The organism is Indolivaga capnocytophagoides DSM 22835 (assembly GCF_000426485.1).
In the GTDB taxonomy this organism is placed as follows: domain Bacteria; phylum Bacteroidota; class Bacteroidia; order Bacteroidales; family Dysgonomonadaceae; genus Dysgonomonas_A; species Dysgonomonas_A capnocytophagoides.
Map to the genome: position 1 here is coordinate 724729 of NZ_KE384529.1, position 21385 is coordinate 746113.

Annotated in this window: 25 protein-coding genes; 10 read left to right on the top strand and 15 right to left on the bottom strand. The window is 36.3% G+C overall.

The window, feature by feature from the left end:
- Positions 1–543: 543 nt before the first annotated feature.
- Positions 544–951 (bottom strand): DUF5856 family protein, encoded by a 408-nt coding sequence (locus tag K322_RS0116340; protein WP_026627838.1) that lies wholly within the window; start codon positions 949–951, stop codon positions 544–546.
- A 164-nt stretch (positions 952–1115) separates the two neighbouring features.
- Between K322_RS0116340 and K322_RS0116345 the strand changes: the two genes are divergently transcribed.
- On the top strand, positions 1116–1541 hold the full coding sequence (locus tag K322_RS0116345; protein ID WP_026627839.1) for a GNAT family N-acetyltransferase: 426 nt from the start codon (positions 1116–1118) through the stop codon (positions 1539–1541).
- Positions 1542–1565: 24 nt separating this feature from the next.
- Here the strand turns inward: K322_RS0116345 and K322_RS19840 are convergent, their stop codons facing one another.
- The 6 genes from K322_RS19840 to K322_RS19845 form a co-directional block, all read right to left on the bottom strand.
- On the bottom strand, positions 1566–2450 hold the full coding sequence (locus K322_RS19840) for a patatin-like phospholipase family protein (protein ID WP_051290883.1): 885 nt from the start codon (positions 2448–2450) through the stop codon (positions 1566–1568).
- A 152-nt stretch (positions 2451–2602) separates the two neighbouring features.
- Positions 2603–2920 carry a hypothetical protein gene (locus K322_RS0116355; protein ID WP_026627840.1) on the bottom strand — a complete coding sequence of 106 codons (318 nt, stop codon included), beginning with the start codon at positions 2918–2920 and terminating at the stop codon, positions 2603–2605.
- 240 nt (positions 2921–3160) lie between these two features.
- Entirely contained in the window at positions 3161–3583 is a 423-nt protein-coding gene (locus K322_RS0116360; RefSeq protein ID WP_026627841.1) for a hypothetical protein, read from the bottom strand.
- A 190-nt stretch (positions 3584–3773) separates the two neighbouring features.
- On the bottom strand, positions 3774–5105 hold the full coding sequence (locus K322_RS0116365) for a WG repeat-containing protein (protein ID WP_026627842.1): 1332 nt from the start codon (positions 5103–5105) through the stop codon (positions 3774–3776).
- 167 nt (positions 5106–5272) lie between these two features.
- Positions 5273–5851, bottom strand: coding sequence for a phosphatase PAP2 family protein (locus tag K322_RS0116370; RefSeq protein ID WP_026627843.1), 579 nt, complete (start codon positions 5849–5851; stop codon positions 5273–5275).
- Positions 5852–5857: 6 nt separating this feature from the next.
- Positions 5858–6484 (bottom strand): DUF4230 domain-containing protein, encoded by a 627-nt coding sequence (locus K322_RS19845; protein ID WP_051290885.1) that lies wholly within the window; start codon positions 6482–6484, stop codon positions 5858–5860.
- Positions 6485–6776: 292 nt separating this feature from the next.
- Here K322_RS19845 and K322_RS0116380 point away from each other — a divergent pair, with 292 nt between their 5' ends.
- Positions 6777–7046 (top strand): DUF2089 family protein, encoded by a 270-nt coding sequence (locus K322_RS0116380; protein ID WP_026627844.1) that lies wholly within the window; start codon positions 6777–6779, stop codon positions 7044–7046.
- Entirely contained in the window at positions 7033–8010 is a 978-nt protein-coding gene (locus K322_RS0116385) for a DUF3887 domain-containing protein (RefSeq protein WP_026627845.1), read from the top strand. Before K322_RS0116380 ends, K322_RS0116385 begins: the two co-directional genes overlap by 14 nt.
- A gap of 94 nt (positions 8011–8104) precedes the next feature.
- On the opposite strand, the gene K322_RS21250 is transcribed toward K322_RS0116385, so the two are convergent.
- Together K322_RS21250 and K322_RS0116395 are read right to left on the bottom strand one after the other, a co-directional pair.
- The gene (locus K322_RS21250) at positions 8105–8227 is read right to left on the bottom strand and encodes a hypothetical protein (protein WP_260204063.1); all 123 of its coding nucleotides are present in this window, start codon (positions 8225–8227) and stop codon (positions 8105–8107) included.
- 184 nt (positions 8228–8411) lie between these two features.
- Entirely contained in the window at positions 8412–9203 is a 792-nt protein-coding gene (locus tag K322_RS0116395; protein ID WP_026627846.1) for an SDR family oxidoreductase, read from the bottom strand.
- Positions 9204–9616: 413 nt separating this feature from the next.
- Between K322_RS0116395 and K322_RS0116400 the strand changes: the two genes are divergently transcribed.
- Positions 9617–9805, top strand: coding sequence for a hypothetical protein (locus K322_RS0116400; RefSeq protein ID WP_026627847.1), 189 nt, complete (start codon positions 9617–9619; stop codon positions 9803–9805).
- A gap of 168 nt (positions 9806–9973) precedes the next feature.
- Here K322_RS0116400 and K322_RS0116405 read toward each other — a convergent pair whose 3' ends face one another.
- On the bottom strand, positions 9974–10468 hold the full coding sequence (locus K322_RS0116405; RefSeq protein WP_026627848.1) for an outer membrane protein: 495 nt from the start codon (positions 10466–10468) through the stop codon (positions 9974–9976).
- A gap of 244 nt (positions 10469–10712) precedes the next feature.
- On the opposite strand from K322_RS0116405, the gene K322_RS20490 reads away from it, so the two are divergent.
- A complete protein-coding gene (locus K322_RS20490) occupies positions 10713–11474 on the top strand; it encodes a hypothetical protein (protein ID WP_051290887.1) in 762 nt (253 codons plus the stop codon).
- A 136-nt stretch (positions 11475–11610) separates the two neighbouring features.
- On the opposite strand, the gene K322_RS0116420 is transcribed toward K322_RS20490, so the two are convergent.
- The 3 genes from K322_RS0116420 to K322_RS0116430 all read right to left on the bottom strand — a co-directional run bounded on the left by K322_RS0116420 (position 11611) and on the right by K322_RS0116430 (position 16841).
- Positions 11611–14409, bottom strand: coding sequence for a hypothetical protein (locus tag K322_RS0116420; RefSeq protein ID WP_026627850.1), 2799 nt, complete (start codon positions 14407–14409; stop codon positions 11611–11613).
- Between the two features lie 106 nt (positions 14410–14515).
- Entirely contained in the window at positions 14516–16300 is a 1785-nt protein-coding gene (locus K322_RS0116425) for a hypothetical protein (protein WP_026627851.1), read from the bottom strand.
- Positions 16301–16394: 94 nt separating this feature from the next.
- On the bottom strand, positions 16395–16841 hold the full coding sequence (locus K322_RS0116430; RefSeq protein WP_026627852.1) for a DUF6249 domain-containing protein: 447 nt from the start codon (positions 16839–16841) through the stop codon (positions 16395–16397).
- Positions 16842–16990: 149 nt separating this feature from the next.
- On the opposite strand from K322_RS0116430, the gene K322_RS0116435 reads away from it, so the two are divergent.
- The 3 genes from K322_RS0116435 (at position 16991) to K322_RS0116445 (ending at position 18900) form a co-directional block, all read left to right on the top strand.
- Positions 16991–17545: an RNA polymerase sigma factor gene (locus K322_RS0116435; RefSeq protein ID WP_026627853.1), complete on the top strand. Its 555-nt coding sequence runs from the start codon at positions 16991–16993 to the stop codon at positions 17543–17545.
- Positions 17542–17928 (top strand): hypothetical protein, encoded by a 387-nt coding sequence (locus K322_RS0116440; RefSeq protein ID WP_026627854.1) that lies wholly within the window; start codon positions 17542–17544, stop codon positions 17926–17928. The genes K322_RS0116435 and K322_RS0116440 overlap by 4 nt, the downstream gene beginning before the upstream one ends.
- Positions 17929–18102: 174 nt before the next feature.
- Positions 18103–18900 carry a porin family protein gene (locus tag K322_RS0116445; protein ID WP_035332303.1) on the top strand — a complete coding sequence of 266 codons (798 nt, stop codon included), beginning with the start codon at positions 18103–18105 and terminating at the stop codon, positions 18898–18900.
- A gap of 71 nt (positions 18901–18971) precedes the next feature.
- Here the strand turns inward: K322_RS0116445 and K322_RS0116450 are convergent, their stop codons facing one another.
- Both K322_RS0116450 and K322_RS0116455 read right to left on the bottom strand, forming a co-directional pair.
- Positions 18972–19406: a hypothetical protein gene (locus K322_RS0116450; protein ID WP_026627856.1), complete on the bottom strand. Its 435-nt coding sequence runs from the start codon at positions 19404–19406 to the stop codon at positions 18972–18974.
- The gene (locus tag K322_RS0116455) at positions 19403–19945 is read right to left on the bottom strand and encodes a hypothetical protein (protein ID WP_026627857.1); all 543 of its coding nucleotides are present in this window, start codon (positions 19943–19945) and stop codon (positions 19403–19405) included. Before K322_RS0116455 ends, K322_RS0116450 begins: the two co-directional genes overlap by 4 nt.
- 91 nt (positions 19946–20036) lie before the next feature.
- Here K322_RS0116455 and K322_RS0116460 point away from each other — a divergent pair, with 91 nt between their 5' ends.
- Entirely contained in the window at positions 20037–21002 is a 966-nt protein-coding gene (locus tag K322_RS0116460) for an alpha/beta hydrolase (RefSeq protein WP_026627858.1), read from the top strand.
- 87 nt (positions 21003–21089) lie between these two features.
- Positions 21090–21335 carry a hypothetical protein gene (locus K322_RS19855; RefSeq protein WP_035332305.1) on the top strand — a complete coding sequence of 82 codons (246 nt, stop codon included), beginning with the start codon at positions 21090–21092 and terminating at the stop codon, positions 21333–21335.
- Positions 21336–21385: the final 50 nt, after the last annotated feature.

Below are 21385 nucleotides of genomic sequence, written 5' to 3' on the forward strand. Positions count from 1 at the left end.
CCATACAAATATAACGCTTTTTGCCGACAGAATAACTTATAATCTCAACATCCGCACTATATTCTAAAAAAACACAGCAGACTGTAATCCCTACAGCCTGCTGCCAAATACCTAGTCTCCTTCAGACGAGTTAAGTCTCAATAAGACATATATATTACAAAAAATAAAAAACATATCTTAAACACTAATTTCTGAAAGAAAAAAAAATTTGCCTAAGCATCAATACGTGTACGTTATAAATAGATATAGATGTCATCATTCAGATTCTTATTGTTCTTAATACTCCCAAAAAGATCTGTAGATTATTGTATACGACAATGCAGCAGGATATAGACTACCTGAGGGACAAATCATTTATTCGAGTTCTGTTCAAAATCTTATGAAACAAAGATATAGTATAGGAAACATATGACAAATGACAACATCTTATTTTATAATTAAATAACAGGGGTGAAGTATTCAATATAACATTTTTTCACATTTACACAAAAAAGAAGGCTCCGGTTACGATCGGAGCCTTCTTTATATGATATTGCAGGAATATTACTGCAATCTTTTTACTCTATACAATAATTGTTGAAGAGCTTCTTCATAATCATCGATAATAGCCTGAGTAAATGCTTCTGTAAAGTATTTACGACCATCTTCGACTACATCATAAAATCCGCTTACATGTTTTACCAAGTCAGCAGGAGTTTTTGTTTCAGGAATAACAATAGTCAAATCATTAGCCTGAGCATAAGTAGTTTCAACCAAACGATCTGTTGCTTCAGACAGGTCTTCCAAAGCCTGATCGATAGCAATATGTTGTGCATAGCTTGCTACACCCGTAACATGCCAATGGTATAATTTCAAACTGTTGTTAAATGCGACAATTTGTCCTACAAATGCGCCCACTTCTTTTGTTGATACTGTGATTCCTTTTGTTTTCTTCAATGTTGTAGTACTCATAGCTTTATAGTTTAATTTGTTTCTGTATTGTAGTATATAAACGTTGTAAGCCCGAAATTGTTCACTTTCAGATATATATATTTTGTTGATACGAATATATACATAAACTATTATTTATATCTCATTTTTAGTATATTTATTCAATAAAATTATCATTATCAGATATGCCGATACGTAACGCATGGTCTGCGGATTGCAGCCGGATAAAAGATCTTCTTGATCAGCTAGGGTACGAATACCCTGTGGAAACAATCAATATAAGGCTCGACAAACTTCTAAAGTCCGGAAGCGACGAAGTGTTTGTTTATACCGACGACAATATAGTTGTTGGATTTATAACACTCCATTACTCCATTCAGCTAGCCTTCGACGGCGATTTTTGTGAAATAGGATATTTTGTCGTAGACAAAAAAGTACGAAGCAAGGGCATAGGTAAAGAGCTTGAAGAATTTGCCATCCAAAAAGCTCAGGATAAAGGGTGCTCGGCCATTAATGTATTTAGCCGGAAAGAAAGACACGACGCCCATCGCTTTTATGAAAGACAAGGATACCACGAAATAACGAAGTTTTTCACCAAAGACATGAAATAAATCATCTCTATTAGTATATTAGCGTCAAAGCTTTTCTGCCTCCTTCTGCTTACCTACCCGATACCCCAATGTTAATTGGGCACAGTCATACCCATGATCATAAAAATGGGAAAGAACATTTGTATCTTTTTCTATGCGATTGATGGTCATTGGTTCAATAGGACGAATAACAACCGCACGTCCTTCTTCTTCGAGCTTCTCCACAAGCTCGAGCTGCCTGTTATAAATTTCATTCCGCTGATTTATTGCGCCCCTCATCTTAGGGTATTTACGAAAAAAGATGGCGGGTAACTTAAGGCCATCCGTTTTTTTCCGGTATCCTTTGTTGCGGGTAACGACAATGATCATTTTCTCATATCCCTTATACATGGCTCGTTCCACAGGAATAGAATCGCAAACTCCACCATCGAGCATGGGGACTTTATCAACCTCAGTTATGGGAGAAAAAAAAGGCATACTACTCGATGCTTTTAGAATATCGAGCAGGCGGTTATGATCTTTATACTCCTCTTTATATTCTGCTTTACCGGTGATACAATTACTGACTACAATCTCGAAACGGGTATCGGTTTTCTCATAGGTCGGAAAATCGAACGGCAATATCCGATTAGGAAAATCATCGAATAACAGATCGAAATCCATCATATTACGCTTCTTTACAAAGTGCTTAAAGCCTATGTATTTATACTTATCAAGCAGCTCTATATTACTATACCTGGCTCTTCCCCTCTGTCTCGAAATAAAAGAAGCTCCGTTACAGGCTCCTGCCGAAACTCCTACCAGATAAGGAAAATAGAAATTATTATCCATCATCCAATCCAATACACCGCAGGTAAAAACTCCTCTCAATGCACCACCCTCAAGCACTAAAGCCGTATTATCAAATTCGACACGATTTATATCATCCATAATCAATTAAGGTCTTAGACCTGTATTCCTTTCATTAACTAAAAAAGAAGATGCTTCTCAACAGTAAAAAGACAAAAAAGACAGGGCAATAACATCCCCGCCTTATTCTGTCCGAAATTTATTCGTTTAGTATCTATCGACACCTTTCAATTTTAGCCTTTTACTTCGGCTGCCTTTGCTTTCGCTTTTTCTTCAAGTTCAGCCAATTCATCCGATAACTTTCCTGCAAAATCTCCGGCAGTCTGACTTAGTTTCTTCTTTCCGGCACGCACCTCTTGTCTGGCACGAACGCCCATTCTCAAAGCCTTACCTCTACCAACACTTACTCCGTGTCTTAATTTATCTTTTGCTTTCTCGGTTGCTTTATCCAAGTCATCATATAATTCGGCACGAGTTTCATCATCAACTAATTTAGTAGCTACGTATGCAGCCGCTGCACCAACAGCCAAGCCTAATAAAAAATTTCTCATAGTTCTGCTTTTTTATTTATTGATGTAAGGTCTACGACCTTTATATTTATCTATTTGTAAAGAACTGACACAGCAGACAGCTGTATCTTTCGTTATCCCTTTGTTGTTTGATTACATCAAATATATAATCATTTATTCAATAAACGGAATAAAACCCCAAAATGTTTAATTCAAAGCCTTTAATAAATCAAAAAAAACCTTTCGCAATACGAAAGGTTTTTATATATCGGCTGCTACATCTTATTTAAGTTTATCAGCTTCTTTCTTCAAATTATCTTTTGCGCTTTTTGCCGCATCTTTGGTTTTATCAGCAGCCTTTTCAGCTTCTGTTTTTACAGCATTAGCTCCACTTTTTACAGCGTCTTTACTCTTATCATAGGCTTTTTCAACACCTTCTTTTCCTTTACCGGCTTCATCTTTTGCCTTATCGAGTAAATCTTTAGATTTATCTGATGTTTCATCAATAACCTGATTAGCATCATTCACTGCCTTTTCGCTTCCATCTTCAATGGCCTTTCCGGCTGTATCAACGGCATCTTTCACATCATTTACTACATTTACTGAATCCGGATCTACAGCTGGCTGTTCAGTCTTACCTCCTCCACATGAGGCAAACGCCATTACTGCTACTACGCTAATCGCTAATACATAATTCTTTTTCATATACTTTATTTATTTTAAGGTCTCAGACCCATTTGACTTTCTTTCGAGTCATCAATTATTGATATTAAAATCCCTTTTGTCAAATTAAGATTCGGGTTTATTTTTCCGATCTATTTTAAAATAAACAACTTATATGAGTAAATGTTCAGAGAAAAACATACTCTAAAACTATAAATATGCTGATTACAAATCATTTGCCGACCACAAATACATCATCGCCATAGTTATCCACAGCAGAATATTCAAACGGTAAAACGACTTTTCCCGAATAATCTAGAACACCCCATTTTCGGTTGACCGAAACTGCAATATATTTATTTGCATACGATTTGCCGACAGAGTCGTATTCAGCCGAACCTAGCTGATGCTTAGTTTTGTCTATAATTACCCACTTCCCATTTCTGAAAACCGCAAAAACAGAAGCTCCCAAATACTTTATATCATCATATTCAAACGGTAACACAATACGTCCGAAAGTATCAATTACGCCATAATGACGGGCTTTTGCTACTATCGCCATATGATCTTGAAACGAATTGCCTTCATCATATTCAAAAGGAATCACCACCCTCCCCTTCTCATCCAGATACCCATATTTTTGTTCTGCAAAAGCCATAATACGATCGTCTGAGAATTCGCCAATACCATCATACATACAACGAATCACTTCTCTTCCGGCAGTATCCACTACACCATATTGATTGTCCCCGAATCGGGTCGAATCTTTCAAAACTTTTGCATAACCGTCATTAAAATCAAATATACGTTTATAAACAGGAGCTAAAATCTGCTCTCCCCTTATATTGATGAGTCCAAGTTTGCCATCAATGGAATAGCGCAAATACTCTCCTACAAAAGTTTGGCTATCATCGAGCTGCACCTGAGGATTAATTTCCCTGCCATTAATATCAACGACTTTATATATGCCTTTTTGAGGTTGACTTATTCCTAAATAACCATTACCTAAGTCTCGGATTCGTTTATTTGTAAAAGCAGGAATCTCATTATTACGATAATCGATCATCTTTGTATTCTGTCTGAAAGAATCGACAGAAAACAAAAGGCTCCTGTCTCCCGAAAAAGGGACTAGTATATTATTGGAAAAAGGAACAGTAATATTGCCATTATTATCATACACTCCGCAAGTTATCGACTCATACGCCAAAAAGAAACCATTTGTAAGAGTAACAATACGGCTTTGATCAAACGAAATTATTACATTACCTCTAAAATCTATTACACCATACTTATTGTTGAGTTTTATAACAATACGGTCTGTTAAAATATCACGTATATCCTGGTATTTACACTCCAATATTTCCTTTCCTGAAGAATCGATTAAACCATAACGTTCGCGACGTATAACACGGGCGTAGCCGTTTTCGAATGGCAAAATTTTTTCATATATCAACGGAACAATAATTTCCCCTTCCAGATTAACAACCCCATATTTTTTAACGGATTGCGCATCTGTAAAGAATACAGACGCAAAGAGCAGAAAAATAAATAACACATATTTCATAAAAGAATATTTGCTGCTTTTTAAGGTCTCTGACTAATTTATTACTTTGGCAAGCAAACAATATAAGCTTGTTATAACTTGAAAACTTACCATTAAACACTTCTATATACTTATACTACAGACATAAATTATAAAAGGTATCTTAATATGCCCAAATCAACCGGGACTTATTCTTTTATAAATACCGACTTTTTCCGATAGAACCTTCTATAATACCAATAAGAAATCCAGCCTGTAACTATCCCGAACATCAATCCGCAAATAACATCCAACGGATAATGCTTTCCTACATAAATACGACTGTAAGCTATAGCCAATGCCCAGACAAAGGCAATAAACGAATAATACTTGTTTCGAAAATACAAAGCAGAAAATAACGCCAGACAAATAGAGTTGGACGAATGTGCCGAAAAAAAACTATAGCTGGTCCCGGGATCTTCGAGCTGACGCATAATATCCTTAATAAGTGGATCATATCCCGGACGGGGACGCATAATGGCAATCTTCAGAAGATTGTTAACCAAGCTGTTCATTGCAACACCTCCCATCATAAATAAAGCAGCCCATTTGCCCCATGTCCGGTTGCGGTAAACCATGAACACAATAAGAGCGACACAACACAATGCCCAGAATAAGTATGTACTGATAGCATACATCGGAAAATCGAGAGCCGGAGTATGCTTACCATTTAAAAACATAAATAAATCTCTGTCCCAATCGGGAAAAGTAAATTGCAATATCTGCATATATAGTTATTTCGGATTAGTAAGCTTTATATTTCCATGTTCGGAAGATAAAGATTGCTCGGGTGATTTAAAACCAATATAAATACGGGTAAAACCCAATCCCCTCAAAATCGGAGTCAATACTTTTATTGTATTCTGCCGGCTTTCCTGAGCAATACCCATATTCAGAGCGGATTCATACAAATGCTGTTCGGCATGAGCATAAGCATCATCTACAAGCTTGGCAGTCTCCCACAGTCCATACTCAATATTATATACTTTCGACCGCGAATGATCTACCTTATAATGGCAAATCTCAGGAACAGGCAATATAAGACTCACCGAATCTTTATCGGTAAAAATATCATCCTTTCCTAATTTTGTGAGATCCACACAAGCAATAACCTCTCCCGCAACCATCAACGATGCTTTTGAATTGGGCAGCCATGTGCGTTTTTTTTCATATTGTACGACGTCCTGAATATTATATTTCACGACTTCCAGATTCCCTAATTCTTCAATTTGCTGAACAACCACATCGTGTGTAACATATACTTTCTCCTCATTCCCCGACGATTTCAACAAATAAATGATGAAAGCAATCAACACAAGTAAAACGATGATAAATAGTGCTATTATTGAAATTTTCTTCATACGATAATTAATCCCGAATATAAAATAATTGTAAAACAAAACCTAAAGCCTTCAGTCTGAGCTTTGGGTATTCAAAGATATACAAAAATGATACCCGATTTGGAATCTGCTAATTTTAGGATTTATAATTTAACCTAAACTAACAGTTTATATCCTACCGCAATCATCTTATATATTTTAAATATATTCATACAAAAAGAAATAAAAAAAATAAACAAATTAATAAAATTGAAAATAAATTCAATTTTATTCAACAATAATAAGTAATATTGCAAAAACATATAATAAAAAAATGAAACTACCTTGTATTTGCCCAAGCTGCCAAAGCCTTCTGAAAGTAAGAAGCCTGAAGTGTGAACATTGCGAGACCGAAGTCAACGGATTATACGATTTGCCTGTACTGGCTCAATTATCATCCGAAGATCAGTTTTTCATTCTTAATTTTGTAAAGAACAGTGGCAGCCTCAAAGATATGGCGTCACTGCTGAACCTGAGCTACCCTAGTGTCCGAAATAAATTAGATGATATAATCCTTAAACTGAAAAACCATGAACAAGAATAATCTTTTTCAATTAATGCTCAATCCGTTTAATAAAATAGCCGGGGCAAAAGCTCTCTTTATCGGATTAGCCCTGTTGATCCTGACAATTATAATAGCACAACTACAGCACATTGTATTTATAGGAGTCATCAGTGTAAAGCTTATGCATCAACCTTTATACAATGCCTTTCTTCTCGCACTGACAGGATTCATCCTCTTTTCGTTACTTTTATTTATTATAGGGACTCTGTTAAGCAAGTCATCTATACGGGCTATTGATGTTGTAGGAACTCTTTGTCTTTCCAAAGCACCTCTTATATTTATTGCTCTCATCTGTAGTATCCCCGTGGTTATGGACGGAACAATAGTTGTAACAAGCTCACTGCTCCCATCTGCAAACGTTGTCATGCCTTACACTCACAATTATATCTATTTCGGGATATTTATCATTACCATACTCATTAGTATTATTTGGATGCTGATACTATCTTACAATGCCTTCAGTGTATCGTGCAACATAAAAGGAGCAAAAGCCGTAAGCGGATTTATTGCAGCCGTAATACTGACCGAAATAATAAGCTACATTATTATTGCATTACTCATATCTCCGGAACAGTTTATACCGAAAGATGAACTTCCTTCATCCGATAAAACCGAACTGCGAAGTAACATAGATTATTCTCAACTCAATGCTATCTCATTAGAAGCGGCACAAGCCCTAAAAGAGGGAAAATATGAAATGACATACAAATATTTCGATTCGGCTATGAAAAAAGCTCTTCCGATATCAGAGATTGAGCAAACTATGACTCAGATCGAATCTCAATTCGGCAAACTGCAAAGCATCGGTACAGATATAAAAAACAGTCAATCGGGAAATTATAGATTCGTGTACATCCCCTGCCTTTTCGAAAAACAAAAAGCCTATATTCAATTCACATTTAATAATGAAAACCAGATTTCGGGATTCTTCATCAAACCTTAAAGTAAAGATATTGAAAACTAAAACAACAAAGCCTGCATTAATTCAAATGCAGGCTTCGGTATACATATATAATCTTCAAAAAAGGGCTCCAGAATTAAACAAACCGGAAAGCTATCTTCTTTTTCTTCTTTTCCTTATTCAAATAATAGAATACCAATGCCGCAGTACCTGCCGCAACCGCAACAGTCGTCAATGCCAATGCTGTTTTCTTATCCATATCAAAGTTTTTTAATAATAAGCGGAAATTAATGACTTATCAAAACCTAACCGCGTGTTCTACTTATAACAAAATCGACAACGAAGATCCGAAACATTCCTAAAAACGACTTACACCGCATCTTCCTTTGTAAATATACAAAATAAAACGATCAAACTTAGCAACTGCTTATTTTTTCGAGAATTCACAAAGCCGGAGTACTTCCCCCATCCACAGGCAAATTGACACCAGTAATATAGGAAGCCTGATCGGATGCCAGAAAAACAATTCCGGCGGCAACTTCATCCGGCGATCCTATCCGCTTCATCGGAATAGATTCCTCACGCATCGCTCGAACCTCAGCTTCGCTTTTACCCGTTTTTTTTGCGTCCGACGCTACAATAGATGCAATACGCCTTGTATCGGTACTTCCCGGCAAAACATTGTTTACAGTTATCCCGAAAGGAGCCAGTTCTCCCGCCAGAGTTTTACTCCACGAAGCCATTGCTCCCCTCACAGTGTTAGAGACTCCTAAACCGGGAATAGGTGTTTTTACCGATGTGGATATAATATTCACGATACGTCCCCAATGTTTGTCTTTCATATAGGGTACTATCTGTTGAACAAACAACTGCGCTGTTATAATATGCTGACTGAAATAGGCTAGAAATTTATCGGGCTTTTCCGAGAAGAGAGGCGCAGGAGACGGTCCACCCGAATTATTGATCAATATGTCTATATTATTGTCATTACTCAAATAAACAGACAAAGCCTCACTTGCTTTATACGGATCCGACAAATCAGCCACAATATAGTTATGTGTCTGATTTGTATTTATCACACTGAGTGACTTACACGCCTCAGACAAAGAGTCTTCATTTCGAGCCATAAGCGTAACTGATGCACCCGACTGAGCAAATAATTTTGCTGCAGCCAATCCGATCCCCTGCGATCCTCCGCATAGCAGAACATGTTTTCCTTCTAAAGTTATATTCATATATACAATGTAAATCAAAGTTTTTCGAAAGTTACATATTGTTATTGTAAATAAACATTCGAAATCGGGATGAGATAGAACTCATTCAAAAAAAAATCTTAAAAAAATTCTTCCTTTATAATAGTTTTGAAACCGAATTTCTCTGAAAATTCAGGATAAAAGTCGATATGTACTAAAAAAACTAAATAAAATAGAGATATAAAACTGCTTTTTTTGAGAAAAAAAACTGTCCGACCGATCGATCTTTTTATTACTAAAACATAGATTATTAGCGATAAACATAAAAAATAGCAACGACTTACACATAATTATGTAAATCATTTGCAAATCTTTGTTCTAGTTGTAATTTTTTATATTACATTTGCATTCGAAAAGATAATTATTTACAATTTTTCGTCAAAACAGAAGGTAAAATGAAAAAAGTATTATTGTTCGCAGCAGTTGCTGCAATTTCAGCATCATTTGCTGCTTGTAACGGTGGTTCTAAACCTGCAGAAGAAGCTGCTCCTGCAGATACAGTTGTAGCTCCTGCTCCAGTTGTTGAAACTCCAGTAGATACTGCTGTTGTTGATTCAGCTGCTGTTGCTGCTCCTCAAAACTAATTTGGAGGATATACTCCATTTTAAGGATGAAACTCTTTAGGTCGCCTAAAGAGTTTTTATTTTTTTATACATATACCTTTTGCTACAGAAAGGAATAGAGATAAAAAAGAGAGTTGTTATCTGTTAGATAACAACTCTCTTCTATTTTATTTAATCTGATATGTCTAATCAGAATTTGACTCCATATCCGAATGCAAATGTAAAGCAATCTGCATCACTGAATGTATACTTCATTTCGAGATTCAAAAAAGTATTGCTACTCAAATTATAGCTGCCTCCAGCTCCCAGATTGAACCCCCAGTTAGTAAAACTATCCGAACCACGCTTTTCTCCGGCGATAGTCTCACCCGAATAACGGGCGTTCTGCATGGCAATACCAGCCAATGGATAAACAGATACCTGATTGTCGATATCTAATACATAATGAGCATTCAGGTTGATATCCAAACCTGTGACTTTATTTTTAGGAAAAATAAATGACGCATCAGGTGCTATACGAATATGGTCGGCAATTACATAACGTCCTTGAGCTCCAATAAGGAAACGACCAGGATCTGATTGTACACCTATGTGTCCGATCAATGATTTTTCGCCTTGTTCCGATTGTGCAAATACGCCCAATGTTCCTGCTAAAAGTGCAATGCTGAGTAATAATTTTTTCATATTGTATAAATTTTAATGTCTGTTTCGGGGGGTAAATCTAGTCAAATAAATGTGAATTCAGATTGACCCCTCTTTTAAATTAACTAAAAAGGCTGATAAATTGTTCACTCCTCTATTATCTGCTGTTCCATAAAAAAAACTAACTATTTTAGTTAACAGCCGTTTATCTGGTTTCGGATAAACTAATTTTAAGTTATTTAAAATTTTATTATCTTTGACCAACCAGCAACACAAAAAAACTAACATGAAAAAGATTTTCTACATATTTTTATTCTCTTTTTTACTGACAGCATGTGGCAGCGATGATAACTATCCTGCACCAAATCCCGATCCTACCCCATCTGATTGGAATGGCGACTGGAATGACAAAAACGATAAGAACTACAAACCCGAGGGCTACAATCCCATAGAGGGAGAATGGCAAGCTTATTCGCTAAACGGAAAAGAGTATACGGATCATTATTATATCAAATTCAGTTCTGATTTGAATATGTCGGAGTCTAAAGTGAAACCGGCAGAAGATAAAGATCCTACATATCCAGATCTAAAGAAATATGTCATCAATAACACTGCATTCCGAGTAGGAAAAGATAATTTCTATAAATACAATATAAAAAATAATGTTCTTACTCTTATTAATTCTTCAAATACATGGTTACTGAAACCCTATGTGCATAAAGAATGGAGATGGGATGGAGACTGGAATGACCCGAAAGACTCTCATTATGCACAATATCAAGGAAAATATAATCCTATAAAAGGTGAATGGCAAATAACACACATAGATGGAAGTGAAACAACTTCAAAATCAATTATAACTTTTACTGAAACATTTGAATGGATTAGCTCAATTAATACTATAACTAAATATTACATCAATGGAACAGGTATAAAACGTTTAAATGATAATTTAGCCTATAAATATATCATAGAAAATAATACATTAAGCTTACAACAAATATTACCTAAAAAAGGATATATTTATTTATATAAACGCATAAAATAAAAAAGAATATATCAAAATCTGTCATCCCGTGCTTGACACGGGATCTCCCCATAAGAAATATTAACGATCAGGAGATTGCGAAATAAGTCCGCAATGACAGATTGAAAAAAGATTTCTGATACTCTTTTTCTGAATCTTACATTTTTCTGATTAACCTCAACTTTGTTTTATTTCTACCAAGAGGATCATACCCTTCGATCGACGCTATATAATACAAATCGTTATTAAGCTTTACTAATTTCGCTCCATTTAATTGCTCGTATTCATCTGGAGAAAGGTAACATTCAATGTCTGTATAATTACTATCGTTAGGAGCAATTACATTAAAATAAGTTTGTAGTATTGAGTTCGGTTGATTTTTATAACTCAATGTTAAAGGATTTCTATTTTTCAAAAGATCTGACAATTGAGGAATAAATAAGTTTTGAGATTTATCACTATCTGTAAGTATATCATTAGTTTTCCATACATCTCCCAAATTATATAATATATTTTCATTTCTATACCAAAAGCGTTGAGCATAATTAGTATATTTTTTTTTCAACATATCTCTATAATCTTCGGTATCATCCCAAACTTCTTTATTAGAAATAATTGGAATTTGTAATTGCAGTATCAAGTTCCCATCTTTATCTGTCTGTGTTATTGTTTTAAACCAATTATAAGAGAAATTAGAAGTCTGATTTACGCTAGATCCATCCAGACTACCCGTTTCGATCTTTCCTCCTCCATTATCTTTTGTATCTATAAAACCTTTCTCTTCTTCATTAATTTTAAAACCGATATCAAATACAGCAGGCAGCCCCAACGGTTGGTTAGAACGTTTAATAATACCTGCTTTATTATCAAGATCAAGTACAGATGCAATATGAGTATTAACATGCTGCTGCTTTATATTCAATTCGAATGTATCATTATCAATTTGATTTAATTGAAGGTTAAATGCTTTACAAAAATTATCGAGCCATTCATCCACTTTTTGCTCAGAAGGTAAAAATTTCATCAGATTAATTTCACCTTTCTGAAAATTTGGAATATCCGTGCAATTCATAGAAGCAGTCCCTTCTCCATCTTTATTAATTGTTACCCATTCCTCATCAGTACGGAATGGTTCTATAGAAAGACGAAAATTCAAATCCTCGACTATCACGGGACCTACAGCCCTTTTTACACTATGTCCAGCCTTTCTTAAATCTCCGGCTTCTGATACCCAGCATACCGTCACACACTCACCCTTATCGAGCCATATGATTGAAGATGCCTGCCCCTCTCCTGTGATATTATTATCGGCTGACGATATATAGCTTATATCAGATATGGGAATATCTTGTATATCTGTTTTAAACTTATCCCTTAACTCTTTACCTATAACGACATCATAATCATCATCACTTTCCAATTCTTCGGAAACATATCCATGATAATGGTACTTATAAGGATTGTAATATGCCGAACATATCTTTTTATCCTGACTGAATGTTCTGTCCCAAGAATAACCATTTTTTATAAAAAGGGTATTAAAAGGTTTTCCCTCAGGGTTTCTATCATTAGTTCCGCTTCTATCCGTTTGACCGAAGTGTAAGCCATTGATTAGTTTATTATCAGAAGATGGATCGACAATCATAGGGCAATATTCCTGGGGATACCATTTCGGATAATTTTCAGGTTCATCCGTTCCGGTCTTATCATTTTGCGGTAAATTCGGTTTATCGTAGAATCCGGCTATCAACTTATTGTCAAATCCAAAATCGCCACTACCAAAATCTCTGACAACCTGGATTTCATAACGCTTCATACCAAAGTAGTTATTGTATTTAGAGTCTCTTCCAGTTCGGGTATTTGCCCAAGTCCTATCTGTATGTTTGTCATATCTTGATTCATTTTCGCCTCCTCTGTACAAAAGGACATCCGAATATAATTTTACTTTATAAAGTCCACTGGCAGGAATCCGGATTCTCAGATTTTTTTTAATGTATCTAGGGTTTCTTTCATCCGGTTCTTTATAATAAGTCATATTAGTTCCGGTATCCTGTATCTCAGAAAATTCCACATTGTGCGAGTTAAAAAGGTTGACTGTATAGAAATGGTCTCTATCCATACTCGACTGAGAGATACTTCGTTCAAATATAGGATCATCTGTCTGATAATCACGTATACTTTTATAATTGCCACTAACACTCATCGTCCCTAAATCTCCCCAATTCCATTCCTGAGCATAATCGGTAGGATTACTGTATGACATATACAGATTTTTCAACCGTACATCATCAAAAGCAGTCCCGCCAATATTTTGGGGCTTTCCTTCTTTATCCTTTAGTGTCTCGAATATCTTTTTGATGGTCTGCAGGCAATTAATAGAAGGAGGAAAATCTTCTATACCCAATCGTACCGTTTCGTCCCAAACATCTTTTGCCGAATAATTACCATTGGCATCTTTGGGTACTTTAGGCAGCAATCCGTACAATACATACGGAAAAATACAATCGGGAGTACCGGACTTTGTATTCCATTTGTTAAGGCTCGATACCATCTCTTTAAAGTCGATACTCCAAGTAGTTTTGAGCTCATTCATTTTGGTATCGCCGAAAAGCTCTTTTATAGTCTTTTTGGCAGGAATAAGCAAATTCCCTTTAAAATTACCATCCTTATCAATCTCACTCATTCTGAATTTTCCATCAAAGACAAGCACGGCATCCACATATAGTAAAGCATTGTAATCGTGATTAAACTTATCTTTCACTTCCTCTACATTGGCAAAACCGAATATCTCGTCATTAATATTTGTTGACGGAATGGTTATCGAATAGCTGTATTGAGCATCCTTGGTATTCAGTTCAGCTGGTTTTATCAGTATCCTGTTGAGACGAATACCCAACTTTTCCGCATTGGCAATCTCACACAAGCGGTTATTTATATATAGTTCTATATTATTCATTGTATGCTAAAAATTAAGTTAACAAAAATGTATTTAATGATATACTTTTTGTTTATAACGGACTTTGGTTGTTTTACTAGCCAAAGCTATAAATAGGTCTGCGGCCTTATCTGGGTAAGTCGGTATAATGGTATTTCATCTCTGCCTGAAACAGATCATCTTTTCTATTGTATTTCAAAGACATATCATCAATAACGATATATCTTTGCGTCCTTATTTCGTATACTGCCCGAGAAGCACTCATTTGCTGCAACCACTCCATACCATCGTAAGTCATCGGTGCACTTTGTACAATTTTCTGCGATTCGGCATTTTTATTGGTGACAGTTTCGATAGACGAAAATCGTCCTGACTGAGGAGTTATAGTCTTAAATATGGTTGTTGCTGTTGTTTTAAACTCGGTAGAATCGGTTCCGCTGAAATTCACACTATCCCATCCTCCCCATTTATTAAGAAAGACAAAGTCATTAACAGTATATAGATATTCCGGAAACACACTGAAAGTCAAAGGCATTGAAATTATAGTCTTCGGCATACTCGAATTATAACTTTCATTTTTGTGAAAAGCACATAAAAACACCTCTATTTCTCCAACCATCAATTCTTTTGAGCCGGCTACTGCCAATGGCAAAAAACGATCCAGATCGAGTTTTGCAGTATTTACCGTTGTTAATTTCTGGATCTCAATTTTGTGTGATATATAATCCGAAATAAATTCACCCGACTGGGTATACATCCTGTAATACAAAGCTAAGTCCGGAAAATCGGTAGAGGGAAGTGCTTTCACGGAGAAATTTTCTGCTATAAAATTAAAATACTGTTCCTGCCCTTTGATATGGGTACGGTTGTACATGGAAGTCAAAGGTTTGACTTTAACTATATCCTTCTCGTTGAAATCCTGAGAAAAATCCATCACATAAGCAGTACCATCATCACTTACTTTTTTCAAGTCATTTTCCACAAGGAGATCATCATAACCATTTATTACATACAAAGGATGGGAATAATAAAACACCTGATTACTGCCATTGATCTGTCTTCGGGCAACAACACGGAAAGAAGATGCGGAGCCGCTATCAACCCAGTCTGCTCCGGCATTGAGGAATGCGGTAGAATAATCGGCTTTCTTATTCATGAGCGCATTGAGCTCAAACCAAACAGGCTGCCCGAAATACGATTTAGATAAAGTAGTCAGGAAAGTTCCGCTATTAGATATTTCTTTTTTATCATCACCAAGCACAGATTTTACATCACTATACAAATCAATCTCCACACGGGTATTTCCAAGCCCTCGATCTATTGAGTCGGACGAACTACCTTCCGCAATTTGTTCTATTTTGATTATATCGTCTATATAATCCGGTTTTTGTTTATTCTCCTGATATTCATCACCATAAAACAATTCGCACCGAAAGTTATACTGCGAACCGTACCCATTGGCCTTAATTACGATTATATTGCCATTATCGATCAAATATTCTCCGTCAGCATCTCCTATTGAAATATCAGGATTGATATACATTTCGAAATTATTCCTTAAATAAGGATTATTCCTCAGGCACAACAATAGGTTCTGAGCTGTAGACGTTATATCCGATCGATCAGTTGCATTTTCACTCCCCTCTACAACCAGAAAAGTATTGGTTCCCAGTTTATTCGGATTTCGTGTCGACTGGAACGAATATACGCTGTTTGTCAATCCCTCCTTAAAGTCAATTCGCATACCATTTTCATAATTAGCTAACCGCTCAACTATTATGCGTAACTCCATTTTTTGGTCGGGGTTACCACTCCCTACACTATCGAATGTTATAAAATTAGGATTACCCGATAAAGTAAGCTCTTTCGGTTCGGTAACTTGGGCAATCTCTTTGTTTGAATAAAATCCCATATTATTATCTTTTATTCTATAGATAAAAATATAGGAAACAGCAAGGGTGTCTTCCGAGAGGAAAACACCCTTTAATTAATTTTTTAATCAGACCTTAGCTTTTCTGTTTTTTTTCCTTGTTTTGTTCTATAAAATAAGCAGCCAGCAGACCTATTCCTCCGAATAAAGAAACACATGCGAAATAAATAACAGCAACCGTATTACTGATATTACTCTTGACATCATAATCGTATCTTGAATATTCAGGCATCATATTAGGAGTCAAAGTAGATTCAAGAATAAAGGCAACGATAAGTCCAAGACCGATCCCAATCATCAGCAAACTGGCTCTAAGAGGCCATAAAGAAGACATTTTGATATTAACATTACCCAAAATCGGTAAATTCAAATTATCCGATAAATGCAGATCTTTTTGCGGAGCATTAAACTGCATCTTCTCAATAATCATTATCCGTTCTTTACGGCGTGCATACAATTCAAACAAACGATAGATCCCTAAAACCATAACAGGAACAACTACCAAAGGAATTAAAATTTCCATATTTCAATATATTTAAAAGTTAGACATTCATTCGTTTGCTTATTTTGACGGACAGCATATAAAAAGGTTACAAAATCGAATAAAAAAATTTTCGGTTAAAATATATACATACATTTGTAACCTATCTCAACACCGTGCGTCTTATAGGCATGACCGACTTTGACGACATACATTACATCAACTGTATCCGAAACGGAGAAGTTAATGCTTTTGTACATATCGTTCGCCGATACCAGCGGATGATATATACTATTGTCTCCAAAATTGTCAATAATAATACCGATGCCGAAGATATTGTACAGGAGATATTTATCAAAGTTTACCAATCTCTGGATAAGTTCAGAGGCGATGCCGGATTCTCAACATGGTTGTACCGTATAGCATATAACACGGCCATTACTGAAATCAGAAAATCGCAAAAAGTGATTGCCGTGGAAGACAGCTATCTGAGTGCCGTATCAGATATGGAAATCAGCGATTCGATAGACGATATCAGCAGTGAAGAACGCCTGCAATATCTAGATCAGGTATTGAAAATGCTCCCGGCTGAAGAAGCCTTGCTCATTACGATGTTTTACCTCAACGACCATTCCATTCAGGAAATCGGAACAATTACAGGGCTTACCCTGTCAAATGTAAAAGTAAAGTTGCATCGTATCAGAAAATTTATGAATTTTGAAATCAATAAACTTATATCGCAATGAAACGAGCAGACGATAAGTTGAGAGATATATTTCTCGAAATCAGGACAGATCAGCCATCAGCCGGATTCGAAAGTAAACTGATGCAACAAATACAAACAGTTGCGGCAAAAGAGAATAAGAAAAAATCACGACTCAGAACAATATATAACACTTGTGCTCTCATAGGTGGTATTGCAGCGATTGTAATACTACCCTGTGTTTTATTTTATTTTTCGGGTATAGAGACAAATTTCTCGTTACCTGAAATAAACTATTCGATCAAAATGCCGGCAATAAATGTAAATCCTGTGTGGATATTAATGAGCCTATCGGTTCTGATTTTACTGTTGGCCGACATGTTTATCCGGAATTATCTGAAAAATAAAAAACACCACAATCTATAATCCTAGACTTTCCTCTCTTATTTTTATAGAAAAAGACCGATATTTGCCATAATATTTTATAAAAGATACATTCGATGCAAATAATTTAACAGGAGTTACACTAATACAACATTTATTTACAGAAATTGAAGATAGATTTGTGACGAACAAATCACTAACCAACAATTAATCTTTATGATGAAAATTTCTACACTACTTGCAGTGGCAGGCATAAGCATTGCCTCTACACAGATTGCTGATGCACAAACAAATGAATCACCCTGGACATTCGGCGTAAAAGCGGGAGCCAACATTGCAAACACCAGCAGTAAAAACGAATCAGGACGAATAGGCTTCAATGTCGGAGGAACAGTAGAGTATAAACTCAGCGATCGATTTTTTCTACAATCGGGGTTGGAATTTACCTCTAAAGGAAGTAAACTAAAGGAACAATCTTTCAATTTTTCACTACCTTATTTTGATTCAGGCGAATTGACATCAATTGATGACCTAGACTATGTCACATACACAGGTAAAGCAAAAGCATCTCAGAATCTGATGTTTCTTCAAATACCTCTCACCATTGGCTATAGGTTACCTTTAGCCGAGGATATCAATCTGACTTTCAACATTGGAGGATATGCCGGATATGGAATTGCAGCACGCTCAAAGTATAAAATAAATGGTACACTCAAATATCCCGATGGAAAAACAGAATCAGTCAATACAGAAACAACATACAAAAAATACAAGGAAACAGGGCTCGAACGTTTCGACTACGGGTTACTCGGAGGAATTGGTATAGAATACAAAAGATTCTCATTCAATGTTAATTACGAACTCGGATTAAGAAATCTGGATAAAAGTTCAGGAACATATCTTAACTATGGATATAGCAGCGGCTACAACAACCAATCAACCGGAGTAACTGCGTATGAAGTTCCCAAATGGAAAAATCGGAATGTATCGCTTTCAGTCGGATATAAATTCTAAAGACTCAGAACATTTCATACATCTCCTCATATAAACAAAAACGGATTCCAAATGGAATCCGTTTTTTTATATTAATCAAAAAAAGCAGTCAATTCTGAGATTAAAGACTCAAATAATTGGTCAGCCCACCGCTCATCGAACGCTTTATCCAGCCGACCGTCAATAACAGTTAAGATGGGGCGTGCCTCGACACCATCCCGCTGGATGACGCTGGCTATAGCATGCAATGTATCATTAGTGATAGGCAATCCCTTTCTCAACGCCCAATCCCTAAGGACTGAAATAGGTGGTACTTCTCCCGAGCCGGGCTTTCTTCCTTTTTCTATAAAGTCTAAATAGCTATCAAACAAAAGGCGGATAACGACATCCGGCTCTTTTTCCAATCGAACCTCTATATGTTCCCGGATAGAGCTGTTTTTCAACCCGTTTTCATCAAATACCGAACGGGCAATTTCTAAGATCTCCCCGGTTATACATTCCAATACCTGACGCGTAGCCGTATTCATCGTTTTGAGATTTTAAGGTCAAAAACCGAAAGCTTATTCCCAAAAGTTTGATTTGCACCATTTATTCTGAAATCATTCAGGACAGGATCAGACTGAAATTCTTTTTCGGAATCGAATTGTTCTTCTATCAAACACAAATCCTGCATATTACGCTGAACTAAATCGACCGAAAAACGGCATCCGCAGGCATTATTGTCATAATAATTCCTCAATGTCAGGTATGTCCATGTCGGAAGCACCGTTACCGGTTCATTTGCATCCATCTTGATCCGTTCCAGAATATTTAAGCCGATCGAAAAAGCCAGATTCTGAAAAACCGCAACTGCCGTATCGTCTTCAGGAACAAAAAGGATTGAAAAATTAACGGTACTCGTAAATACATTCTGCTGATTGCGTCCCATAACAGGATCTTCCAGCCAGAAAACAGGATGAAATTCATTACCCGCCCCCAGTTCGTAATTGCGGTTATAATAAAAAGAACGGATTGCTTTGTGTTGGCATGCCTGATTACGAAACAGGCTGATAATAGAGTTAATCATATTAAAGTTTTATTGAATAGATAAATTATTTCGATCAAAGACCGTTTTATTATTTTTACTTATATTTATGCCAAATAACTATTTTTGAAATATGACTCAAAAAAACAAACAGTCGAAAATATTGCTTCGGATACTTTACTCACTCCTAGCAATATTTATCGTATTCAACATTCTTGCGGCTATACAAGCCTATGCGATGACCCACTATGTAAATAAAACCGAAAAAGAAGCCTCCGAACAAGGCATCATCAGTATGCTGTTCACAGGAATAGATATAGCACGTCCGGTAAGCGACATACTACCTGCTCGCCCTTATACCACAGTACAAATTCCGGCCGAAGGCGACAATACAATGGAAGCATGGATCATAAAAACCGATTCAGTATCGAAAGGAGTGTTCTTGCTCTTTCATGGATATACCGACCATGCCGAAAGTATGCTGCACGAGGCTTATCCTCTACTCGATATGGGATACGATGTGGTGATACCAAATTTCAGAGGGTCGGGCAATTCGTATAGTAATCAAACAACTATCGGGTATCTCGAAGCGGCCAATGTAAAACAGGTATATGACTATGCCGAAAAAGAACTTAAACCCAAAAGTATATCCTTGCTGGGTATGTCGATGGGAGCTGCGGCCATTACTAAAGCCATGCACGACTATCAATTATCCGTAAAGTGTGTGATACTCGAAGCTCCTTACGGGCGTATGTTCGATGCGGTAGGTGTACGCATAGGCAAAGTTCCGGTAGTAGGTACACCACTCTCCTATCTGATGACATTTTGGGGAGGGGCAGTTAACGGCTTCAATGCCTTTTCGATGAATCCCGATCAGTTTGTTAAAGACATTAAAGTACCTACACTATTGCTATACGGAGGCAAAGACCAACACATACCTGTAGACGAATCGATGCGCATATATAATAATATAGGCTCTGATATTAAAGAACAGCACATGTTTGCCGATGCTACACACGAAAGCTATCCTCGTACATGGCTCAACGAGTGGAAAACGACTGTCAGCGACTTTCTCTCCAATAAAGTAGAAAAACAATAAACAATCAGTCAAAATAGTGTAACGGGATTCTAAAAAGAATCCCGTTTTTCGTATATTGCAATACTAAACCAATTAACACTCATAATTATGAAAACGGATATCTACACTAAAATTGTATTAACTGTAATTGCTATTTGTTTGACAGTAAGCTTGCTTAAAGAATTTGACATCATCACTACCGCCAAAGCCGATACTACAACTGCTGGACCTACACCTATACCAAATGCTGTACAAGATGGACCTGTGGATGTCAGAATTGTTGGAGTAGATTATTATTGTACATTACCTGTCAATATTAAAAATACACCGATTTCTGTTGAAATAACAAAATAACCTCGATCTTCCCCTCCGTGTCCATTCCATGGGATTTGCAATCCCATGGC

Bases quoted from the DNA above. Each gene is read 5' to 3' on its own strand.
- K322_RS0116440 (WP_026627854.1), top strand. From the start codon at position 17,542: ATGAAACGAGCAGACGATAAGTTGAGAGATATATTTCTCGAAATCAGG.
- K322_RS0116445 (WP_035332303.1), top strand. From the start codon at position 18,103: ATGATGAAAATTTCTACACTACTTGCAGTGGCAGGCATAAGCATTGCC.
- K322_RS0116370 (WP_026627843.1), bottom strand. From the start codon at position 5,851: ATGCAGATATTGCAATTTACTTTTCCCGATTGGGACAGAGATTTATTT.
- K322_RS0116450 (WP_026627856.1), bottom strand. From the start codon at position 19,406: ATGAATACGGCTACGCGTCAGGTATTGGAATGTATAACCGGGGAGATC.
- K322_RS20490 (WP_051290887.1), top strand. From the start codon at position 10,713: ATGAAAAAGATTTTCTACATATTTTTATTCTCTTTTTTACTGACAGCA.
- K322_RS0116340 (WP_026627838.1), bottom strand. From the start codon at position 951: ATGAGTACTACAACATTGAAGAAAACAAAAGGAATCACAGTATCAACA.
- K322_RS0116400 (WP_026627847.1), top strand. From the start codon at position 9,617: ATGAAAAAAGTATTATTGTTCGCAGCAGTTGCTGCAATTTCAGCATCA.
- K322_RS0116460 (WP_026627858.1), top strand. From the start codon at position 20,037: ATGACTCAAAAAAACAAACAGTCGAAAATATTGCTTCGGATACTTTAC.
- K322_RS0116345 (WP_026627839.1), top strand. From the start codon at position 1,116: ATGCCGATACGTAACGCATGGTCTGCGGATTGCAGCCGGATAAAAGAT.
- K322_RS0116455 (WP_026627857.1), bottom strand. From the start codon at position 19,945: ATGATTAACTCTATTATCAGCCTGTTTCGTAATCAGGCATGCCAACAC.
- K322_RS0116430 (WP_026627852.1), bottom strand. From the start codon at position 16,841: ATGGAAATTTTAATTCCTTTGGTAGTTGTTCCTGTTATGGTTTTAGGG.
- K322_RS0116365 (WP_026627842.1), bottom strand. From the start codon at position 5,105: ATGAAATATGTGTTATTTATTTTTCTGCTCTTTGCGTCTGTATTCTTT.
- K322_RS19840 (WP_051290883.1), bottom strand. From the start codon at position 2,450: ATGGATGATATAAATCGTGTCGAATTTGATAATACGGCTTTAGTGCTT.
- K322_RS0116355 (WP_026627840.1), bottom strand. From the start codon at position 2,920: ATGAGAAATTTTTTATTAGGCTTGGCTGTTGGTGCAGCGGCTGCATAC.
- K322_RS0116420 (WP_026627850.1), bottom strand. From the start codon at position 14,409: ATGAATAATATAGAACTATATATAAATAACCGCTTGTGTGAGATTGCC.
- K322_RS0116435 (WP_026627853.1), top strand. From the start codon at position 16,991: ATGACCGACTTTGACGACATACATTACATCAACTGTATCCGAAACGGA.
- K322_RS19845 (WP_051290885.1), bottom strand. From the start codon at position 6,484: ATGAAGAAAATTTCAATAATAGCACTATTTATCATCGTTTTACTTGTG.
- K322_RS0116395 (WP_026627846.1), bottom strand. From the start codon at position 9,203: ATGAATATAACTTTAGAAGGAAAACATGTTCTGCTATGCGGAGGATCG.
- K322_RS0116425 (WP_026627851.1), bottom strand. From the start codon at position 16,300: ATGGGATTTTATTCAAACAAAGAGATTGCCCAAGTTACCGAACCGAAA.
- K322_RS0116385 (WP_026627845.1), top strand. From the start codon at position 7,033: ATGAACAAGAATAATCTTTTTCAATTAATGCTCAATCCGTTTAATAAA.
- K322_RS0116380 (WP_026627844.1), top strand. From the start codon at position 6,777: ATGAAACTACCTTGTATTTGCCCAAGCTGCCAAAGCCTTCTGAAAGTA.
- K322_RS19855 (WP_035332305.1), top strand. From the start codon at position 21,090: ATGAAAACGGATATCTACACTAAAATTGTATTAACTGTAATTGCTATT.
- K322_RS0116405 (WP_026627848.1), bottom strand. From the start codon at position 10,468: ATGAAAAAATTATTACTCAGCATTGCACTTTTAGCAGGAACATTGGGC.
- K322_RS0116360 (WP_026627841.1), bottom strand. From the start codon at position 3,583: ATGAAAAAGAATTATGTATTAGCGATTAGCGTAGTAGCAGTAATGGCG.
- K322_RS21250 (WP_260204063.1), bottom strand. From the start codon at position 8,227: ATGGATAAGAAAACAGCATTGGCATTGACGACTGTTGCGGTTGCGGCA.